Raw genomic sequence first — 20,833 nt, forward strand, 5'->3', positions numbered from 1 at the left:
GTTTATTTAATCTTTTGGCTATTCAAAATGGTTTCCATTGTAATAAATAGCCTGCTACTGCCCTGTTCTAAAAATTGAAATCCAACCGTCTCATAAAATGCTGAAACGCCATCTTTGGCATCTACAACAATAATCGGAACGCCCAAAATATCATTGGCAATAATCAATTTTTCCAAAGCAGTACGCAACAAAAACAATCCTACGCCCTGTCCGGTAAATCGCTTATCTACTGCCAAACGGGCAATCAGCGCAGCCGTATCTACCGTTTTACTTTTCTTGCCCACTATCTCATGCCAATTAAACCGCGTCATGGTAAGCGTGAAATAGCCAATAATGGTTTCATTGTCATCAGCCGATAAAACATAAGTCTGCGCCTGATTTCTATTGGATTTCTGCCCAGCAAACTTTTGCAAAAAATCATTTAATGCTGGCACGCCACAATCAAAACCCTTTCGGTTGTGCGTTTCATTTAATGGCTCAACGCCCTTATTTAAAACCACCACGGCTGGGTTATCGTTCATACACGTTCACTTCGTCAAAATTGGTTTGAAACAGTTGGCGTAGTTTTGGATTAGGCTCTGGGGGATTATTTAGCGCGTCCATTAAACGCAAGCTGGCTTCTTGGCTTAATTGAATGGTTTGCTCCTGCGCAATAATCGCTTTCGCTTCTTTTAAAGCTGCCTGCAAAACAAACGAATTGATGCTGGAAATTCCTGCCAACTGGGCAGCTTCTTTTAATAAATCTTGTGTTTGCACATCAATCCGCGCAGTAATACGCGGAGCAGTTGAAGTCATCATGGTCTCATTCCTTTTAAAATGTGCCAAAATGGCACACAATAAGTTTAAGATTACAACTTGATATTGTCAAATGAAAAGGCAGCCTGAAAATGTTTTCAGGCTGCCTTATTCATATTTTTAGCCAAACTTGCGATTAAGGTCTGTAACAACACCAATGATTCGCGCGTCGTCTGGCATCAACTCGGGATTGCTTTCATTGTGCTTTAAGGCGTACTGGTTTTTCAAATCAATAAACAACTTAGCAATTAAACCACGCCCATAAGTAGATAGAACCAAAACAAAGTTTCCATGATTTGCTGTGATATTTGGGTTAATGGTTAGCATATCATCTTTAAAAATACCTTCACTATGCAAATCGTTATTTGGCACTTTTACAATAAATGGTTTAATAAAATCTTGCTGTGTAATGTTGTCTAAATTTATAAACGCATGATTATTTTCAGTAATATTTGAATACGATACTTCGCCAAAATTATTTCCGCCAACCTGAATATGTGTCGCATTATTATTGATGACTTGATTTTGATACGGCAATGGATAATTACAAACTTCTGAAATCTTTACCATGATGTCAAATGTAGGTTTATTTCTACCATTCTCAATGGCTGAAACGCTGCCTTTTCCTGAAAATCCAATCGCTTCCGCCAGCTCCTCTTGCGTTAAATTAGCCTGTTTTCTTGCATTAGCAACCCATTGCGCCAAGTTGTATTGCATAGTAAACCCTTAAATGGCTGATTTTATCTAGCAGCACAGCTTATTGTCGCATCCGTATCATTGACTTGTTTGTATATTCAAAATATACTTGAAACATTTTTAGCAAACTCTCCGAGATTCAAGTGATGCAAGATGCGATTTTATTAGCCGCCAATGTTATTGGTAGTCAAGCCTCATTAGCCAAAGAGTTAGGTGTGCACCCAACAACAGTTAATAGCTGGGCTCGTGGCAGAAACAAAATTCCAGCCGAAACTGCTATCAAGATAGAAAAACTAACTAATTCTGTTGTAACACGTCAAGACTTGCGCCCTGATTTGTTTGAGTAATCATGCCCACCCCCTACCCCAACCACCACACCCCCCTTCACCGCCCCAGCCACCCTGCGGGCGCGTTTCGCTGCGTATTCGCAACGGGTACGAGTGTAGCACGCTTAAAGGGGGGGCGCTGATGGATATGCCCTTTAACCTGCTCACGCAAAACCTTGAACAGTCGTTCCGCATTGTGTATGACGACTATCAAGCGTTGCTCGGCAAAAAACACTACGCCCGCGATTTGCTCTCGTTGTTGCACCGGTGGACGGATTGGGCGAGCGGGCAGCCTGAAAGCGAACAAGTTGAGCGTGATGGTTGGATACGCCTTACCGCCAAGGATTTAGCGGCGAACTTAGGCTTTTCTCGCCGCAATTACGAACAAGCGCGCGCTGATTTGAAAGAAATGGGCATTGTGGAATGCCACCGCGAGCGCAAGGTGCATGGCAAACTGGCGTGGAAACTCAATATTTTCAGGCTGGCTGAATTGATTGCCAAAATGAAAGGGCGCAAGCTGGTTGTGCCGTCTGAGCGCAAGGACAATTATCCCCTGCCCGATTTTATCCCCGCCGATTTGTGGGATGAGTATCACGCGGTGTTGTTCAAGAAAAAAGGCAAGTCATGCAGCCGCAAGGAGAAACAAGCCTTTGTTGCCAAGCTCACCGAGTTTCACCAGCGCGGTTTGGATATTGTGCTGATTATGAAAAAATCCATTGACCACGGCTGGTTTGGTTTCTTTGACCCCACCGATAGCAGCCCGCATCACAAAATGGGCGATGATGGCAGCGCAGCCGCCAAAGCCGCTCTTGCCAAACATAATGCGCGCCAAGCAGCCAAACCGCCCGACAAGCCCGATAAACAGCCTGAAATCCGCAGCACGGAGGAAAAAGCCAAAGGCAAGACCCATGCGCAGCGGTTGATGGAAATCGCCAAAGGCAAAAAATCTTGGTAAAACGGTAGGATAATCGCCCTGCCGCTTTTGCCGTGTTTGAAATCTTGCCCTTACCTCACCTTTAACCCGTTTTCGTTGTTTTAACGCACGAAAACGGGCTTTTTTTCACCCGCTCGCCTGTAAAGCAGCCTGAAAAATTGCTTTCGCCATGAAAAAAGGGTAGCACGGCATTTATTTTGCCCGATTAAATGGCTTTCAGGCTGCCTTAATGCCGTCGTTTTGCCATCAGGCAGCCTGAAATATCGAGCGCACAAGGTTAAAATGGCTCAAAATAATATTGATAAAACATCACTTTGCTCATTTTGAACAAAGAACATTGCGCATCAAAGACAAAGTACATTGCACAAAAAAGCCTAACACTCTAATGAAACAGAGAACACAGGCAGAAAAGACTTTACAGATATTCTAGGCAGCGCGCGGCTGCCCTTTCGGGTGTGGGAGGATTTTCTTTTTTGGTTGTAAGGCAACACGAAGGCAGCCTGAAAAGTGGATATGGCTTTCAGGCTGCGCCATCCTTTGCTACAATCCAATCAGTTTTTACAACCCAGTTTTGGAAGCTGGCAAACATTGTTACCCTGCCTATGGCAGGCAGGAGCAAGGAGGCGAAAGCCTGACGGTTTCACAATGTACCGTTTTCCAACCTTGCCCCAAAGCCTGCCCCTATGCGTGGAAACATAGTGGGCATTTCTTTTAAACATTGTGAAAGGCATTCGCCATGAATCTCATCTCTTTGGGCTCATCTTGCCCACATCATTCGCGCGGCTCTATCGCGCATCTTGTTACGAAACCCTGTTACGAAACTGAAAAATCTGTTACGAAACCTGTTACAAAACCCATTTTGCGCGTTACGAAACCGCGTGATGAAACCACAAAATTCGTTACAAAACCCGTTACGAAACCCCTGTTTTTTCGCCCCACCCTATCCAGCGTGTTACGAAACCGTTACGCAACCCCACAAAATCCCATATTTCATCACAGCAGAGTGGAGGGCATAGCATGAACACCATGGACTTACTACCCGCCATCATCGCATTAAGCAGTATGGGCGGATTGCTGTATTTCGGCATCCGTAATGTGCAAAAAGACCAATCGCGCCAAGAAGCGCGATACTGGCAACAGGAATGTATGGAACTGGAATACGAGAATGAGTTTTTGCGCGAACTGGGCAATCGGCTCGTGCCGCGTCTAGTCAGCAGATTAGGCGCGCCGTTTCAGGATTACCTGATTGAGCGCGAAATGATGGCGCAGTTGCCCGCAGCCGAACCGAACGAGCCAAACGAGCCGCGTCCGCCGATGCAGATATTCTTTGGCGGCACGGGCAGGGGAATAGATATTACTGCCAACAATTTTGCGGCAGATGCTTACGATGATGAAGCGGATAAATACGAAGCGAGCGATGATGCAGATGCCGCACACCGTGAACAAACACCCATACGCCCATACGCGCGCCCACAACGCCACAGACGCACTACTCGCCCTTTCCCTAGCCCAATCCCTGCCTTTGCTTACAATGCCCGTTGGCAGTCGCCTATCCGCTCCAATCGGCGCATTCCCCCAACCTTATTTAGGCAGTCTGAAAACGATGATGTGATTGAGGCGGAATACACCGAAGTTTTGCCAATTTTGCCAAACCGTAGCCAACAGCAGCCTGAAACACCCAAACCGCCCGCCGCACGCAAAGGTGGCAGACCCAAGAAATATGCCAGCGCGGCGGAACGTCAAGCAGCATACCGCGCGAGAATGGCAGCCTGAAATTTCAAACCGCACAGGCGTAAAAAAGCCCAAACACCGCAGCTCTACTCTGCCGTGTTTGGGCTTTTTTTGTGTGGGATGTCGTGGTGAAACCTGAAAAAGTTGTTACGAAACCTCTGTTTGGCGCGTTATGAAACCCTGTTACGAAAATCATAAAATTGTTGTAAAACAATTTATTGGAGTTTCGTAACAGGGTTTTGTAACGTTTCAATACAGCTTACTCAAATCAACCTCATCAGCGGTTGGCCAGCGGCGAATACCTGGTCGGTCTGCTTGTTGGAGTGCAGATTGTCGGGATATAGATTGCTCGTTGGATTCTTGTCTATCTATTTGATTTTCTTTATTTTGTTTCTTATTCTTTACTCTTGCATTTTCTTGGGCATCGGCTCGTTTTGTTGTAGCTGCGGTTTGTTGCTCGCGTTGCCGAACTTTAATGAAAGAGTTTAAGGTGGTTTGGCTCACTTTTATTCCATTTAAATCAAGGTATTCCAAGATTTGTTTTTGCGTATAACCGTTATTTTTCAAGGTCAAAATATCTTCCCGCCAAGGCTCTAACTTTGATACTTTGGCATGGCTTGGCTGTTGTGCCATAAAGGCTTCTAGGGTGATTTTTTTATCCATAGTAAATCCAATTCAATCTACATAAATCCATACTTATCTAATTATAACAAGTAACGTTACGGCAATCAATCCACAACCATCTTTTGTTAATCGTTAGATAACCATAGATAGCAATAGATTTATAAAATAATAGTTAAATTAAAATCTAGTTTTAAAAGTATTAAATCGTTAATTTATCATCAATAAATCGTTAATACAACTACTTTAAAACTATTAAAATCTATTTACATCTAAAAAAATCAGGATAATATCTAAAACATCGCGCGTTTCTTTTTTTCAAAACACTCATATCAAACACAACAAACCCTATAAAACTATGAACGCAGGATAGGCTACCGCCGACAAAACAGTACCTATTTTGAGATTTCGCCCAAAGGCGAAAACGCCGCAAGCGACTATTTTTTTGAAACGACAAAAAAGCAGCCTGAAACAAATGGTCAATCGATTAAGATTGCTCATCTGTTTCAAGCTGCTTTCGCATTGAAATAAGTTACCGCTCCATTCCGTCATCGCGTGTTTGGGTTTTCTTGCGCTTGGGTTGGGTGGTGGTATTTTGTTGTTTAGGTTGTTGCTGCGCCATGGTTTGCTTGCGTTGCTGTTCCAGTTGCGCACGGATTTGGTCATACATTTTTTGCGCCCGGGTATCGTATCCTGCTTGGGCGACTTGCTGGGCAAGTTTGGCGATGTCTCGCGCTTCGGTTTTCATACCGTTCAAGTAGAGTTGCTTGGCCAGCGATTGATAGCGTTTGAGTAGTGCGCTCCTTGTTTCTTGGCTGCGTGTTTGGTAAGGATTGTGCGGGCGTTGTTGGGTTTCTAGGGCGGTTTTTAGGCTGCCTTGTTGCTCAGCGGTGATGCGTGATGTTTGCCGCGCGGGGGCTAATCGCTCATCAATAGCGCGGACAATGCCGTTTTCTCCTTTGATGCTTTTGCCGCGATGCTGGCGGCGGGTGGCAGCGCATTGCACGCCTTCGTCGCGTAACTTTTCGGCGAAACGAACGCGCCATTCAAATAGGTCGTTTTTGCGTGGATTGATGCGTTGCCCTAGATTGTCGCGCATCAGCACCGCTAGATGGACATGGGGATGGGGTGGCTCGCCTTCACGGTCGGATTCATGGTGAAGCGCGAAGACGTATTCATGGTTGGAAAATTGTTCAGCGGCAAATTCTCGGGCGGCATTTAACACGGCTTGGGGCGGCGTGCCTGCGGGCATGGATAGGACAATGTTTAATGCTTCTCTGTGCGCGGTGTCGTCAGCAATGCCAAAACGGTTTTGCCAATTTTCCAAGTGTTGTCGCACGGCTTTTTTGCTTTGAATTTGCTCACCATTTTGGTTTTCTAAAACGACTTCACCGTTGCGTGAAATGTAGTCCAAATGGTTACGGATGCCTTTCATGCCTTTGGAGTTTTGGCTGTGGCGTTTGGGGATTTTAACCATCACTTCGGGGTGCTTGCGGGCGGCAGCTTGGAGATTGGTTAGAGCGGTGTGGTTTTTGAGTGGTTTGTGCGATGTGCCGCTGCGTATTTTCTTTTGTTTGCCGTGTACGGCATGGGTGCGGTATTGGAGAAACCAGTCATCTAGGTTTTTCATGGGTATCTTTCGGATGCAAAAAAAGCAGCCTGAAAACGCTGTTTATGGTTTTCAGGCTGCCTTACAGGAGGAAAATTAGTTTTCTTGGCGCGTGCGGTGTTCTTGAATGATGATGCCAACACGTTTAACGTGTTCGGTAATGATTTGTTCAAGCTCGGCAAGTTGGCGTTGTGTAAGCGATGCGCCCTCGCCTGTGTTTAAGTGGCGTGCGATTTGGTTAATGTTGCGCCCGATTGTGCCAAGTTGAACGTTGGATTGATAGAGCGCGGTAATTTCGTTATCCGTGAGTATGGGGTGTTGTTCTATGTATTCTGCCAAAATGTAGAGTGCGCGACGGTTGGGCGACATTTTGCCTTGTTGCGCGGCGGTATGGATGTACTCGGCGATATGGGGTGGCAGTTTGAGTTCTAATCGTGTTTTGGCTTCGGTGGTCGTGGAGTGTGTGGGTGGTTCGGCAGTAGGGGATTGTTTAGCAAGTTCTGCGAGCAGTAAATCACGAGCAAGTAGAGAGATGTTGGTTTTGCCGTATCGCTGTTTGGATAAGGCGGCAAGGTGGGCGCAAGTTTCTTGGGATAAACCATAAACTTTGATGTAGTTACTCATCATCACATCCTTTTAACATATTGAAAACAATTAAATAACATCAAAAGGCAGCCTGAAAGCTATTTTTCAGGCTGCCTCTCGCTTAATCACTCATGCTCATGCCGTTGTCTTTGCCTTTTTGCTTGCCTTTGGCAGCTAATGTTTGTTGCTGTGTTTGCTGCTGTTGTGAGGGTTCAAGCGTGGGCAGGTTGATTCTGTTGCCTTGAATCATGTTAGACAATGTTTGGTAAACACTACGGCGCATAAATTCACGCTCATCAGGGGTTTTGTGCGGCATTTTTTCCAATATTTGCAAATACGCAACTTCAACCTTACGCATCATCGCCATATCGTCTTTGGACAAACGGTTGAGCTTTTTGTGATAGTCATTCATCAAACCATTGGTTTTGTCTGGCGATACGGTTTCCGATGCCGTGCGCTGTTCTGCGCTAGGCTGCTCTGCTTTTGCTGCGCCAGCCGTAACCTGTTCTTGGATTTGGGTGGCGTGCAATTTCTGCTCGGTCGTTTGCGCTTGCGTAACCTGCTTGTCGGCTTCGGAGCGCAGCGGGGTGAAGTCGGGCGATGCCGTTCGCTCGATGATTTGGATTTCAAACGAATTGCGTTTGCCATCTTTGCCTTTGTCTATCAATTCCACCTTGTCGCCCACTTGCGCACCGCTTTCTTTCATAGCACGTTCTAAATCCATGCCCCAGCGTTCCCATTGTTTGTCATCTTTTTCCAGCAAGACGAAATAACTCATGCCTTTGTCGGGATTATGGTTGTAATGGTCTTTGCCATGGGCAACGAGGCGCGCGCCCAATTCTTTACTTGGGGTTTCTCGCGCGGGTTTGTTTGGCTCGGGGGCTAGGGGTTGATGCTCAATGCTGTTGCGACTGCGGTTTTCGCGCTGGTTGGCCAGTAATGCTAAATCTTCTTTGCTGGGTTTGTAGCCAGAGGTGGCAATGCCGCGCAAATTAGCTTCTAACCACATTTGCTGTTTAAATTCTGCGCCGCCCGAGATTTTGATGCTGCCCCAGTTTTTGGCTTGGGCAACGTCCAACATATCGCTGATGGTTTGCGCATCGTTTTTGGGCGTGGAAAGTTTGTTGCCTTTGTCTTGAAACACAACGGTGTTATGGCTGTTGATGTCTGAATAATTCAAATGCCCCAACAATCCGCTGTTGGTTTGAATGTAGCGTGATTGAATGTTGCTAGGCACGCTGTAATGGTGGTCAAGAATAGGCTGGGGCTTGCTGATTTCAGGCTGCTTTTCTGTGTTTTCAGCATCACGCTCGGGTTTTTGCATTGAATTTTGCTGTAAAACACGTTCGGCAGCGGCATCACCCGCAAAGCCTGCGGCAACGCTAGCGGCAGTTTTTGCCATGCTACTACCTGGAATGGCAGCGTCTAACGCAGTATCTGCAGCTATGCCTATTGCTGCACCAACGGCGGCTTCTTGGGTAAATTGCTGTGCCGACTCAATCCGCTCTTTTTCCTTGGCACGCCGTAGGTTCTCTTGCACTTCGGCGGCGGAAATGGTTTCAAGCTGGGGTTGGGCTTCGGTGGATTGCGTTGGACTTTGAGTCTGTTCTTGCGTGATGCCGCCGAACTCAATGCTGTTTTCTACTGTTTGAGCTTCGAATGCCGGGGCTTCGGATGGGGTCATATTGGTGTCCTGTTGGTTTGAACTTGGCAATGGTTCGCCTTGTGTGTTTTCAGGCTGCCCAACAACTTGCGTTTCCGATGGCTCAGAAACAGCAACAGCCGCGTTATCGGCGGCTGTGGGTTGGGATGGTTCGGGTGGTTGGGCTGTTTCAGGCTGCCTTTGCGGCTGCACGGCGGTTGGCTCTTGATGCAGTTTGTGTTCATGTTCCGCTGCTTGGCGCATTTGGAAGGTCATTTCGCGCATCAGAGTGGATAGATTGTCTAAATGGATAGGCTTGCCATCCAATACTTTGTCAAACGATGCGATATAACCGCCGCCTTTGTCTGCTTCAATTTTGTCCACCATTATTTCTCCGCCATAGCCTGCCAAATGAATGCGAGCTATTTCTCGCCCGTTGGGCAGGGTTTGGTATTCAAAAGAAAAATCGGAAGGTAGGTTAAGGGCGGATAGTTCGTCAGCAAAGGTGGGAGAGGCAGCATTTTCAGGCTGCCCACTTTGGCTTTGCGGAAACTCACCATGTTCATTTTCAGGCTGCTGTGGCATTTCTGCCGCACGTTCAGCCAAAATCTTGTTTACTGCGCCGCGCACATAAATACCTTGTTCTGCCATTTCGCTCATCATGGCTTCGCGCTCGGCGGCATCGGCGATTTGGGCAACGTTTTGGGCGTGGCGTTGGATGTCTTCGGGGGTGGGGGATTGTGCCATTTGGGCTTCCTTTTTAGGTTGGGTTAAATTTTGACTTGGCAATGGATTTTCAGGCTGCCTATGGGCATTTTGCCATTGCGCCAAATCGCTTTCTGTTTTAATATGGTGGTAAGAAAGTTCAGTCTCAGACGTAATATCCCAATGCAATTGAAGCGGATGGGTAGTCAAAAATTCCTGAACTTTCTTTTTGTTTGCATACAGCAAATCATCTTGAAACGCGCGTTCCAGCTGCGTATCGCTTCTGCCGTACACGCTCACCACATCAATCAAATCTGCCCCGTGTTTGCCTTTGCCTTGACTTAAATGCACTGCCGCAATGACGGGTTTTTCTTTACCGTTTTCGCGTTCATGCAACCGGGTTAAGACCACAAATGAATTGCTTTGGGTGGCGGATTTGAATACCGCTATCGGGTCGTTCATTTCGCCGGGCAACAGCTTTAAGTCATCGGGATTTACCGCATGGCGGTTTTTGTCGTAGGCGTTTTGGCGGTTGAGGTAATCGGCGACGGCTTTTTCAATCGTGCCGCCTGCAATGCGTACTTTGCCTTGCGGCACGCCCAGCATTTGCAATACATCAGGCGTTGTGCCCAGCTGGATGTAGCCTGCGGGGACTTTGCCCGCCACCACGTTATCTACTGCTTGCGTGAAGGGAGTGTTCTCGCTCGCCGGTGATGGCTTTGCCGTTTCAGACTGCGGTTGCGGGGCTGCCTTGCGTTCCTCAAGAATACCGTTCACCGCGCCGCGAATATCTACCCCGCGTTGCGCCAACTCGGCAATCAGCGCATTGCGGTGTTTCTCGTTGCGCTCACCGCCAAATTTTTCCAGTACATATTCCGCGCGAAAGCGTAATCCCGCTTCGTCCGGCGGCAGGGTTTCGGGGCTTTCCTGCGGGCTTTCGGGGGCTTTGTTTTGTATGTGCTCGATTTGACGGGCAATTTCAGGCTGCATGGCGGCGACTTGGGCAGTGCGCTCTGCCGACAAGGGTGTGCCGAGTGCCTCTTTGACGGCATCCATGCCGCGAATTTCCGCCAAGTCGTTAAAGTCGCTGGGGAACTTTTCTTTGCCGTCTGCGTCCAATTGTCCGTGCCGTTGTTGCCATACGGTGATGTCGCGGGCATCAAATTCGGGCAGCCTGATTTGGGCGCGCCCGCCCAATATGGCAGCGGCTTCGGCGGCTTTGGTTAAACCTTTTTGGCTCGCGCGGTCGTTGTCAGCGGCAAGGTAAATAGGGGTGTCGGCGGGCAGATTGCCGCGCTCGATGATGCGGGCGGCAACGACGGGCAGATTGCCCGCGTCAAAAGCAATCACCACGGGCTTGCCCGTTGCCAAGTGGACGCTGGCGGCGGTGGCGTAACCTTCGGCGAGGTAAAAACCTTGTGCCATATCGGCGTGCGTGCCATTGAGGATGGCGTAGCCGCCGCTTTTTTGTCCGCCTGCCAAAAAGCGTTTTTGTCCGCTTTCTTCAATCTGTTGCAGATTGACCAGCTCGGTGTTGCCTGTTTGCCCGTTGCGCGAGTAAATCGGGATGACCAGTTTGTTCTGCCCTTTGTAACGATTGATGCGGATGCCTGCCACGGCGGTTACTTCTTGGATGCCTTTGCTTTGCAGATAGGGATGCGCCAAATCGGCAGCGGTGAGGGCTTTGGCATTGCGCCAAATGGCATGCGCCAGTCGGGCGGCGGATTGATGGCGCACATGGTTATACGCCGCCCAAATTTCGTCTTGCGTGGCGCGTTCCCGGGCGATTAGGGCGCGCTGCTCCGGGTTGGGGGCGACGTAGGGCTTTTCGGGGCGGTAACCGTTGTCGCGAGCTTGCTTAAACAACGTGGCAACGGTGATGCCGCCTGCTTTAGACTTGGCGGATTTCCAAGTGGCTTCGGCAACACTAGCCTTGTAGTTGTCGCCTTGTCTTGACCAGTCGTGCCATAAGTCTTTGCCGTTTTCGCCGAGTGCGTCTTTGATGGCGTATGCCATCGGATACCAGTCGGCATAACTGGACGGGGTGGGGATGTAGGATAAGGCGGTGCGCACTTCGTCATAAGTGGGTGGGGCGTAGTCGGTAGGCATGGGAGGCTCCTTTGTCGGATGGGAATGGGGAAAAAGGCAGCCTGAAACGTTGTGATGCGTTTCAGGCTGCCTTTTATGTGTGATGTTTACCCGCTTTGCCAATCATCATCTTGCGAATAATCCTGCGCTTCCCACTCGTCATCGTCATCAGCGGAACTGGCGGGAATGGCATCAATCATAGCTTCCAGGCTTTGGGATGGATTCTTCATGCCGCTTGCCAGCACGCTCATGCACGTTGGCATATCGTCAAGCCGCCACAGGTTTTGGATACCAGTGGCAAACTGACCGAGTTTTTCATTGCCGTCCACATTGGGGAAATCGGCAAGGTTTTGGCTCATGCCTAAGGCAAGTTCATTGACTAGGTGTTGGGCAAACGGGTCTTTATTGTTTGCTGTTTCAATCTGAATTTCATGCTGTTTGAGTGGTTTGGCTTTTTTCTCCTTCTTGGGGACGACATAACGCACTTTGCTCAAAGTGGGCTCCACGATTGGGATAGTGGGCGGTGGAATTTTGGCACGCTCTTTGAATAGCGGGTCATCGTAATAGCGGATTTTGTCGGCATAAATCGGGGGCATGGCGGCCATATCCAAAATGCACTTATCCATCGGCATTTGCTTGATTTCCGTGTCGTACATCAAGGCGCGTTTTTGCTCGCTGATGCTTTGGCTGTGGCTCGTGCCTCTGCCTGTACTGCGGCTTTTGGATTTGGCTTTCACGGTTTCGTTGCCCAAAATCTCGCTGTATTCCTTGGCTTCGGTTTGGTCGCGCGGGGTAAACATCACGCGGCAGGCGAAGTTGGTAAAAAACGTACGGGCGTTTTCGCGCCCGTAAACGGCTTCAATTTGCGCGGGCGATTGCACGATTATCATCAGCCGCAGCCCATAGCCTGCCACATACGACACGCCATCCATAATAGCGGGCACGTTGCCCAACGCGGTGAACTCATCCATCAGCAAAAGGCATTGATGGGGCAGCGTGGTTTTGCCTGTTGCAGGGTTGAGGTTGTTTTCAGGCAGCCCTTGTTCTACGTTCACGTTGATTAACTGGCTGAAAAATAGGTTGGTTAAGCGGGCAAACGTGCCTGTTTCGGTGGGTTTGATGCCAAGGTAGACGGTCATGCGGCAGCGGCGGATGTCGTCCAAACGGAAATCATCGTCAGAGGTTACGGCTTCCACAATTGGGTCTAAAAAGATGCCCAAAGGCTGCGTAAACGTCGAGATGATGTCGGCGTTGGTTTTGGCATTGCCGTTGGCAAAATCGGCTAGCAGGGTATGGCAGGCATCGCTTAATGGCGCTTCGGACTGGGCGCGGTAATCCAGTTCAGATTTGAGCCATGCTTGTAGATTGTTGCTGGTTTCCTCATTGCTATCACTTTCTTGTTGGTTGGACGAGTGGGATACGCTATGGGTTTGGGTGGCTAAACGGTAGAGATAGCCTAGTGAACTGCGCTGTTTGTAATCCGCATCGCGTGTGGGGCGTTCGGCTTCGGTTTCAATCATGTAAAGCGACAAACCCACAAACAGTTTGCGCGCGCTTTCTATCCAAAAGGCATTGCCGTTTTTACCACCGCCGTCCATGGGATACATAATGGCGGCCATATTGGATAAATCGCGGTAGGTAAACAGCGGATTGCGTGAAATGTAGGTAAACGGATTCCAGCGGTGGCTGCAAATGTTTTGGCTTAATTTTTCGGCTTGTTGCGCCAGTTGGGCAACATGGTCGGCATCGCTCACGATATTGCCGTGCTCATCGCGCTCTTCAAACGCGGCTTTGCTGATGCCGGGCATTAAACCGCCCGGATTGAACAGGAACACTTTTTGCCCTGCTTGGGCACGAAAGCCTGCGGTGAGCAGGAAGTTTTCAAATTTAGGGTCGTAAACCACCATGCTGTCGCGGTAGTTGAGGCAGTTGGGCACAATAATGGATACGCCTTTACCTGCGCGGGTACGGGCGGCAACCAACACAAATCCGTTGTCCATCCAGCGCAATAATTGCCCTTTGTATTTGCCCAATAGCAATGCGGGATATTCGGCTTGGTCGGTTTGTTTTTGGTTTCTCTTATCGGCAGGCTTTCCAATCTTGGGTTTGTTCAGCAAACCTGCCTGGAATATTTCGGCACGGTTGGCAAATCGCGCCGAGCCGTGTAACTCGCGTTTGGGTTTCATGAACGTGGCAACCAGTATCATCAGCGCGGGCGCAAGCGTGATAATGCCTGCCAAGGCACATGATGCGATAAACGCGGTGTGCATGGTGGGCGACATTTGATGGGTGTGGGCAAAATAGCGGGGCAATACGCCTAGGCTGGCGGGTGTTTTTAACGCTTGCCAACGAGTAAACAGCATGGCGCCCAAAAACAAACCGCCCAAGGCAGCGGGCGGCGTGAGAATAATGCCCAGTATCACTAGGGGCTTTTTGGAAGGTTCGGACATGGTAGGCAGCCTGAAAATAAGTGGAGCGGTTAGAGGTATTGGTGCATGGTTTCGTCAATATCATCATCGGCGGGTGGCGGGTTTTCAGGCTGCGTTGAGGCGTTCTCATTCTTTTTGGCTTTATTTTTACTTTCTATGGTTTTGATGCTTTTGCCTTTCACTTCATAACCACGTTTCACTTCGCCTGTTTGCGTGTTGATGTATTCATAAGACCAAACGCTGCCCCATATTTCCACACAATCGCCTTGTTTGAGAAATGAAGCAGCAAATTGAGCAGGCTGCCCAACCAGCTTCACAGCAAACCATTCTGTGTGTTCAATGGGGTTGCCGTTTTTATCTTTACGTTTGTCTTGGCAGGAAACGGATAATTTGGCGTGGGCGGTGCCGTCTTGAAAAAAGCCGATTTTGGGGTCTTGCCCAAGGTAACCAATAAGGTGGAAGGTGTTGTCGTAGGGCATGGGGGTGTCCTTTCGGGGAGTGGATGAAAATGGGGTGTAGGTAGTTGTATAGAGATGAAGAAAGACAGCCTGAAACGGTGGGTAGAGTTTCAGGCTGCCTTATTATTTGCCAGCAGCTTTTCGGTCTCTTTACGCCAATGCACGGCAATCGCATCCAGCTCGCTGGCAGTGGGTTTGGTTTGCGGTTGGTTTTTCAGTTCAATCAGTGCATCAATGGCTTCACGCCTAATTTTGCTTTCCAACCAACGGGCAGCTTCGGGCACGTCTTTGCTGTACCAAAAGTTATGGCAATGGTGGCAAAGGGCGGCGGCGTTGTCGGGATGAAAACGAATTGCCCAATGGCGACGGCTAAAATGATGGCTACACTGCAAACCCGTAGATTGTGCGGTGTAGCTTGTGCCGCAATGTTCGCATTGATAGTTGGCGCGGGCGCGGATGTAGTCGCTAAATGCGGCATCGGCTGCATTGCGGGTAAAGGTTTCAAAGTGGGCTTTGCCTGTGTCTTTGAGGGCTTTATCTAGGGCTTTGATGGTGGCGATGGCTTCGCTCAATGCGTCATAGAGTGCGGGCTGATTGCATTCTTTGGCGGTGCGTCGCCATGTTTGCAAGCTAATCAGCGTGTTGGCGGTGTCGTCTCGGTCTTTGAGGGTGATAATGGTCATGGGGTGTCCTGCGAAAAAGGCAGCCTGAAACGGTGGAATGGGTTTCAGGCTGCCTTGTAGTTTGAAGGGTGTGGAATGGCGTTATTTATTCATTCTGCGCCACTGGCTCGGCTCAATCGGATTCGCATCGCGCCACAATCCTAATTTAGCTGCGCGTGCATTCTTTTCTTCTTGTGCGTACTGTGTACCACCATAACGGCGATATGCCCATGCAAAGCCGTCTTTCACCATCTGCTGATTGACGTTCAGGCTGCCCAGTTGAATATCGGCAACGGTGCGCCCGTAGCGGTCGGTATCCGTGATATTGAGGGTAACGGTTTGGTTGTACACCAAATCGGATAGATGCTTTTTCGCCTGCTGCCCAAAGGATTGTTGCTTTTCGGGGGCATCAATCGCATGGAGGCGGACTTTAATTGGTTGCTTGGCGGCGGTGAGACAAGTGAGCGTATCGCCATCGGCAATGCCTACCACGCGACAGGTGGTGGGTTGAGCGGTGGTTGGGGTGCTGTTGGCAAATGATGGGCGGTGGCTAGTGGCATAAGCAAGGGCTGCGCTGGCGAGGGTGGTTAGGATGGCTAGCGTGGGTTTATGTTTGAGTGGGTTGAGCATGGTGATAATTCTTTGGTTTAGTAAAGGCAGCCTGAAACGCAAAAAATGGTTTTCAGGCTGCCTTGTTGTATTCCCTACACCCGCCCACGCAGCGCGTAATACGTCGCCACTGGGTCATAATACAATTCGGTCATGTAGGTATGTTTGAAGAAACACACCACGTCAATCGTGGCGCGCACGGTGTTGAGAATGTACTCATACGGCATGGATTTACCTGCGGCGGATTCCATGGCGAGCTGGGCGATGCGGTAATGCACGCTGCGCGCATCGTTGGCGTGGACGGAAGTAAGACCGCCGGGGTGGCCGGTGTTGAGCGCGGAGAGATAATCCCACGCTTCGTCGCCGCGCAGCTCGGTCAGCAGGATGCGGTCGGGTTTTAAGCGCATACAGGCAGCGATGATTTGCTTGGCCGTAATATGTTCTTTGTAGAACAAATGGGCATGATTGGGGTGGTTAGGCGTGTCTAGCTCGTGGGTGTCTTCAATGGTAATTAGGCGGGTATCGCTGGGGATTAAATCCACTAGCGATTTGGTAAACGTGGTTTTGCCCGAACCGGTGCCGCCTACCATGCAGATGTTGAGTTTGCGGTCGATAGCGATTTGAAAAAAGGTGTTTAAGTCGCGGTTGGCTTTGGCTTCGAGCATTTGGTACTGCCAGTCGGCCAAGGGCACGTCGTGTGGCAGCTTCATTTGGTCGGCGATGTCGGCGAAGTGGTGGCTGTTTTGGTGTAGGGCTTCTTGGGTGGTTTCGGAGGCGGCTTCGGCGGGGTTTTCAGGCTGCTTTTGATGCTGCCTGAAATCTTCTGCTTTGCCGTGTTCGGAATAGTCCACGAAGGCTTGTAGGCGATTGGTTTTAATGTAATCGCCTAGGCTGAATCGGCTGGTGGAAGGTTTGCGAATGGCGAATACGGCGGTTTTGTCTTCGCAGCTTGGTGGGAACATGATGTGTCCGCGCTCGCCGTCGGGGAGGGTTACGGAGTGGATAGGGTTGGCGGCGTTAATATGCTTGCTGTTGAAGTTGGCTAGCGCGTTAGCCAACTGGTGAAGCTGGTCTAGGCTGAGGTTAGGGTTTTCTATACGCTCCACACCGAAGCTGCCTTCGATGAATAATTCATGCGGACGGTTAATCATGATTTCGGTCAAACCGTCGCGGGCGAGCAGTTCGCTGATACCGAGATTGTCCAGAAAATTGCGGGCGGCAGCATCGGATTGGATAAGAGGTTTGGTTAGGGTGGATTGCATGGGTTTTTCCAAAAAAAATTAGGCAGCCTGAAAGCGGAACCCGCTGTTTCAGTCTGCCTTTGCGTTACTGGCGAATCTTGGCATCTCCTGCATCCAATGTAAGCAGATGCGGATTGACGCGCTCATACACGCCGCCAAAGTCCACATCGCGCGCCACAATGATGTTGATGAAGCTGCCTTGGTTCACATAGCCCGTGGGCGGGATGTTGATGCTGTTTTTCAGGGCTTCGGTTGCCATGTCCTGTGCCGATTGTGAGGTGTTGTCAAAATTGAAGGTTTGACCGTTGCCATTACTGTTCTTGCGATTGCCGGCATAGTTGCCCAAGTCGCCAATCAGGCTAATCATGATTGCGCCGCCGAAGCGTTGCCAAAAGTGGTATTTCACGTTTGCGCCGATGCCTGCTTCGCCCAGTTGTCCTGCCGAGGGGCTGGCAAGATTCACTCGCACACCGTAAGGCGTTTCCACTTCGTTCCATAGGGCAAAAATACGAGCCTGCCCTTGCAACAATGCAGCGGTTTGCTCGCCGGTGATTTTGCTGCCGCGTTCCAGCAACAGCACTTTGCCGTTGGCGGAATACACGTCCTTATTGACAATGCAACGGGTAAAACCTGCTTGGGTGGTAACAATCCGCGTTTGCAACGTACAAGGAATGTTTGTGCCTTTGGCAAGGAGATAATCGCTGTTGGCTCGGCGCATGGCGCGAACACCGGCGGTTTGAGTCGGATTAAGTTGAGCAGCGAAACGGTTACCGCTGGATGCCGGGTTACTGTCGTCGCTTTGCAAACCGCTCATTTCGCTTTCGCTGATGGGCGGGATGCCTTCACTGTTGTTGCCGGCAAGCAGTTTGGCTTGGGCGGCGGCATCATTCGTTGCGCTTTCTGTGCCTATGCTGCCTGTGCCACCATCGTTGCCCACCAATATTTCGCCCAGCAAACGGCGGTCTTTGGGTGGCGGTTCGGAGGCGGCAACGGTTTCCGCTTGGACGTATGCCACGCTTGGCGTGCTGGCTACGTCTGGCGTGATGCCTTCGGGCGCGGATGCTTCAACTTCGGCTTCTTGTTGCGCATCTAACTCGCGTTTGATTTTAGCTTGTTCAGCAGCAAAATCGTATTGTCGGTCATTGCTTACTTCGGGCTTTTTCTCCTCAGCGGGCGGTTCGGTCGGAGTGCGGTTTACCCACATCATCATAAAGGCAATCGCCAAACCTGTGCCCAACAAGGCGACGCCGCCCAATATCATTTTTTGCGGGCTGGAACTTTTGCCGCCCATGCTTTCTACATCGGCAACACCGCCTTCAATATTGATGTCGCCCACTTTGTCGTGCATGGTGGGTTGGTCGGCCGGTTGAACGGCGATTTCAGGCTGCCTGAAATCACCATCACTTTGTTTTTTGCGGAAACGGTTCAATAATCCCATCGGGGTATTCCTTTCTGTATTGGCTATTTCACGAGCCGCACGCTTTCGCCATCGTCTGTACCGTGGCGGTTGAACGTGCCCGTGGCGTTGTAGCTGCGGTTTTCAATGCCGAGCACCGATTTACCCGAACGCAAGATAAATTTGGCAGCGGTTTCATGCACCACGATGGTATCGCCTTCGGTATGGCTATCGGTCAGGCTTTCGCTGCCGTCTGCATTGATGCGGTAAATCACAGGCAAGGTGCGCCCGTTGTTAAAGCGGAAATAAGTAAAGCGTCCGTTGTCCCACATGGTGGTAGGCGCAAGGGTTTTGTCGCCATAACCCCAGTAATTGCGGTTATCACCCATCGCTTGAACGCCCCCTGATTGTTGCAAGGCTTGCTCGGCAGCATGGCGTTTGGCGGCTTTGGCGGCACGCGCTTGGCGAATCTCTTCGGGGTAACGAAAGCGCAAAATGTAGGTAGGCGGTTGCTTATTGCTGGCCAGCTTCAAATCAAAGGCGTAGGTACGTTTGTTGGAAACCACAATCAGGTTGGTAACGGGTTTTTCCTCCACGGGCTTGAAAATGATGTTGTTGCCACGCACCGCCAATTTCCAAGCCAGTGCGTCACCCATGCCTGTTAGCGAGGATTGCGTATCTAAAAACTCGCCATCAGCCAGTTGCACCATCGCCGCGCGTCCCACTTGCGCGTAAATCGGATAAACCTTTTGATTGGAATAATCCTCGGTGCGGATGCGCGGGTCGGCAAAGGCAAGCGTGGGCAACAAAAAAGCCGCTAGGGTTAAGCGGCGGATGATGGGTTGAAATGTGTGTGGTGCATTTTGGCTACGCCGAAACGCGCTGCGCTCGTTTTGGTTACCCCGAAACTCACTACGTTCGTTTTCAGGCAGCCTGAAATGAATGGTGGGCATCATTGCACGGTCTCCTTATCGGTGCGCCAACTGGTTACTGTAAAACCCAATGGGTTGATTAGGCGGGCTTCGTCTGATAGCGCCTCATCGCGGTATTCGTAGGTGATGGTGGCAACGTAGCGTTGTGGTTCAATCACTTGCTTATCGGCCGTGAGCGGAATCATGGTTTTTTCATAACGCACTTGCGCGGTTTTGCCAATGAAACTAATGGATAGAATTTTGATGTTGATGCGGAATTTGTCGGCTAAAACTTTATGTGGCGCGTTGGGGCTGTCTTTGTAGAGCCGAACCAACTCGGTTTGCAATGCACCATCCGACATCAATGCCGTTGCATCAAACGTATCTTGTACCGAATACCAATCATAGCCTTCACGGTATTTCACATACGCCGATAAGTTGGCTTTATCAATGACTTCGCCATAGCTTTGCTGCTGATTTTTAATCATGGTTACAATATCGGTTGCGCCTGTGTTGTTGTCCACGCGCACCAAAAAGGGCACAACGGTTTTAAGCGGCGTCAAACCCGCCACCGCGCCTACGGCGATGCCTGTAATCAGCAAACACACACCGCAGATACGCCAAGCAATCTTGGCGTTTTTGCGCACGCGCTCGATTTCGGATGATTCAAAAATACGCGCCGCTTCAATGAATTTGAGCGGCGTTTTAAATTTGGTTTGAGTGTTGGAAGGAGAAGTTTGGCTCATGATGATTATTCTGCGGTTGAGGTTGAATGAGATGCGGATTGAGAAGCAGGCACGTTAATGGGAAAAGGCGTGCCATACGGTTTGGGCGGGTTATGGGAACAGGCAGATAACCAAAAAACCGCCGCAAGGGCAGCAAAACAATATTTGAAACGTTTGGGCATAATTTTTCTTTCAAAAATAAAACGCCTTGTGGTGAAACAAGGCGTTGGGTTTAAAACAAACGGAAGCACTCTATCGGCGACTAAATAACGCCATCAAAAAGGTAACGGTGGCAATAAGCATCATCATCAATAATGTAACCGGCCATGCAAACCACCAAAAAATAATATGGCACAAGAAAAAGCCGCCCACATTTTCCAAGGTGTCATGGAAGGGATGAAATTCCATATTCAAGCCTTCGGTAAAATAGGCGGTAATCAACAAGCCTGTAATAAATTGAACAATCGTAGCCGAAAGCAAAAAAGCCGCGAAAGCAACATCGGCCGGATGGTCAATCCAACGATTAAGCACATGATAGCGCAGATATTCCGAAACAAAATAAGTCGTTCCCCACGATAAGGCGAAGGCAGCAATCAATACAATCCAGCACCACCAAAACGCCAAATTTCCTTCTGAATCTCTAACCAGTCTTCCTAAATCCATGTTGCGC

General features: G+C 49.6%; 20 protein-coding genes. 4 read left to right on the forward strand and 16 right to left on the reverse strand.

The window, feature by feature from the left end:
- Positions 1-2: 2 nt before the first annotated feature.
- The 3 genes from H3L93_RS09690 to H3L93_RS09700 form a co-directional block, all read right to left on the reverse strand.
- Positions 3-521 carry a GNAT family N-acetyltransferase gene (locus tag H3L93_RS09690; RefSeq protein WP_003793638.1) on the reverse strand — a complete coding sequence of 173 codons (519 nt, stop codon included), beginning with the start codon at positions 519-521 and terminating at the stop codon, positions 3-5.
- Positions 511-798, reverse strand: a complete 288-nt coding sequence (locus H3L93_RS09695; protein WP_003793636.1) for a type II toxin-antitoxin system TacA family antitoxin — start codon at positions 796-798, stop codon at positions 511-513. The genes H3L93_RS09690 and H3L93_RS09695 overlap by 11 nt, the downstream gene beginning before the upstream one ends.
- Positions 799-915: 117 nt before the next feature.
- On the reverse strand, positions 916-1,512 hold the full coding sequence (locus tag H3L93_RS09700) for a helix-turn-helix domain-containing protein (RefSeq protein WP_003793634.1): 597 nt from the start codon (positions 1,510-1,512) through the stop codon (positions 916-918).
- Between the two features lie 125 nt (positions 1,513-1,637).
- Here H3L93_RS09700 and H3L93_RS09705 point away from each other — a divergent pair, with 125 nt between their 5' ends.
- From H3L93_RS09705 to H3L93_RS09715, 3 genes are all read left to right on the forward strand, one after another.
- Positions 1,638-1,838: a transcriptional regulator gene (locus H3L93_RS09705; RefSeq protein ID WP_003793632.1), complete on the forward strand. Its 201-nt coding sequence runs from the start codon at positions 1,638-1,640 to the stop codon at positions 1,836-1,838.
- Positions 1,839-1,959: 121 nt separating this feature from the next.
- Positions 1,960-2,772 carry a hypothetical protein gene (locus H3L93_RS09710; protein WP_003793630.1) on the forward strand — a complete coding sequence of 271 codons (813 nt, stop codon included), beginning with the start codon at positions 1,960-1,962 and terminating at the stop codon, positions 2,770-2,772.
- 996 nt (positions 2,773-3,768) lie between these two features.
- Positions 3,769-4,524 (forward strand): hypothetical protein, encoded by a 756-nt coding sequence (locus H3L93_RS09715; RefSeq protein WP_003793622.1) that lies wholly within the window; start codon positions 3,769-3,771, stop codon positions 4,522-4,524.
- Between the two features lie 207 nt (positions 4,525-4,731).
- Here H3L93_RS09715 and H3L93_RS09720 read toward each other — a convergent pair whose 3' ends face one another.
- From H3L93_RS09720 to H3L93_RS09775, 12 genes are all read right to left on the reverse strand, one after another.
- Positions 4,732-5,145 carry a hypothetical protein gene (locus H3L93_RS09720; RefSeq protein ID WP_003793618.1) on the reverse strand — a complete coding sequence of 138 codons (414 nt, stop codon included), beginning with the start codon at positions 5,143-5,145 and terminating at the stop codon, positions 4,732-4,734.
- Between the two features lie 490 nt (positions 5,146-5,635).
- Positions 5,636-6,733, reverse strand: a complete 1,098-nt coding sequence (locus H3L93_RS09725) for a relaxase/mobilization nuclease domain-containing protein (RefSeq protein WP_003793615.1) — start codon at positions 6,731-6,733, stop codon at positions 5,636-5,638.
- Positions 6,734-6,808: 75 nt separating this feature from the next.
- Positions 6,809-7,336 carry a plasmid mobilization relaxosome protein MobC gene (mobC, locus tag H3L93_RS09730; RefSeq protein ID WP_040558065.1) on the reverse strand — a complete coding sequence of 176 codons (528 nt, stop codon included), beginning with the start codon at positions 7,334-7,336 and terminating at the stop codon, positions 6,809-6,811.
- A gap of 82 nt (positions 7,337-7,418) precedes the next feature.
- Positions 7,419-11,753: a MuF-C-terminal domain-containing protein gene (locus H3L93_RS09735; protein WP_003793610.1), complete on the reverse strand. Its 4,335-nt coding sequence runs from the start codon at positions 11,751-11,753 to the stop codon at positions 7,419-7,421.
- An 86-nt stretch (positions 11,754-11,839) separates the two neighbouring features.
- Entirely contained in the window at positions 11,840-14,182 is a 2,343-nt protein-coding gene (locus H3L93_RS09740; protein ID WP_003793609.1) for a type IV secretory system conjugative DNA transfer family protein, read from the reverse strand.
- 29 nt (positions 14,183-14,211) lie between these two features.
- The gene (locus tag H3L93_RS09745) at positions 14,212-14,640 is read right to left on the reverse strand and encodes a single-stranded DNA-binding protein (protein WP_003793606.1); all 429 of its coding nucleotides are present in this window, start codon (positions 14,638-14,640) and stop codon (positions 14,212-14,214) included.
- A gap of 89 nt (positions 14,641-14,729) precedes the next feature.
- Positions 14,730-15,302 (reverse strand): HNH endonuclease, encoded by a 573-nt coding sequence (locus H3L93_RS09750; RefSeq protein ID WP_003793604.1) that lies wholly within the window; start codon positions 15,300-15,302, stop codon positions 14,730-14,732.
- Positions 15,303-15,383: 81 nt separating this feature from the next.
- Complete coding sequence (locus H3L93_RS09755) at positions 15,384-15,911, reverse strand: thermonuclease family protein (protein WP_003793602.1); 528 nt, start codon at positions 15,909-15,911, stop codon at positions 15,384-15,386.
- A gap of 74 nt (positions 15,912-15,985) precedes the next feature.
- Positions 15,986-17,152 carry an ATPase, T2SS/T4P/T4SS family gene (locus H3L93_RS09760; protein WP_003793599.1) on the reverse strand — a complete coding sequence of 389 codons (1,167 nt, stop codon included), beginning with the start codon at positions 17,150-17,152 and terminating at the stop codon, positions 15,986-15,988.
- A 64-nt stretch (positions 17,153-17,216) separates the two neighbouring features.
- On the reverse strand, positions 17,217-18,569 hold the full coding sequence (gene virB10 / locus H3L93_RS09765) for a type IV secretion system protein VirB10 (RefSeq protein WP_003793598.1): 1,353 nt from the start codon (positions 18,567-18,569) through the stop codon (positions 17,217-17,219).
- A gap of 23 nt (positions 18,570-18,592) precedes the next feature.
- Positions 18,593-19,483: a TrbG/VirB9 family P-type conjugative transfer protein gene (locus tag H3L93_RS09770; protein WP_003793596.1), complete on the reverse strand. Its 891-nt coding sequence runs from the start codon at positions 19,481-19,483 to the stop codon at positions 18,593-18,595.
- The gene (locus tag H3L93_RS09775; protein ID WP_003793594.1) at positions 19,480-20,184 is read right to left on the reverse strand and encodes a VirB8 family type IV secretion system protein; all 705 of its coding nucleotides are present in this window, start codon (positions 20,182-20,184) and stop codon (positions 19,480-19,482) included. Before H3L93_RS09775 ends, H3L93_RS09770 begins: the two co-directional genes overlap by 4 nt.
- Before the next feature lie 57 nt (positions 20,185-20,241).
- Here H3L93_RS09775 and H3L93_RS09780 point away from each other — a divergent pair, with 57 nt between their 5' ends.
- Positions 20,242-20,433, forward strand: coding sequence for a hypothetical protein (locus H3L93_RS09780; protein WP_003793592.1), 192 nt, complete (start codon positions 20,242-20,244; stop codon positions 20,431-20,433).
- On the opposite strand, the gene H3L93_RS09785 is transcribed toward H3L93_RS09780, so the two are convergent.
- On the reverse strand, positions 20,416-20,826 hold the full coding sequence (locus tag H3L93_RS09785) for a hypothetical protein (protein ID WP_003793590.1): 411 nt from the start codon (positions 20,824-20,826) through the stop codon (positions 20,416-20,418). The genes H3L93_RS09780 and H3L93_RS09785 overlap by 18 nt on opposite strands.
- Between the last annotated feature and the right edge of the window lie 7 nt (positions 20,827-20,833).

It is taken from the genome of Kingella oralis, assembly GCF_014054985.1.
Lineage (GTDB): Bacteria > Pseudomonadota > Gammaproteobacteria > Burkholderiales > Neisseriaceae > Kingella_B > Kingella_B oralis.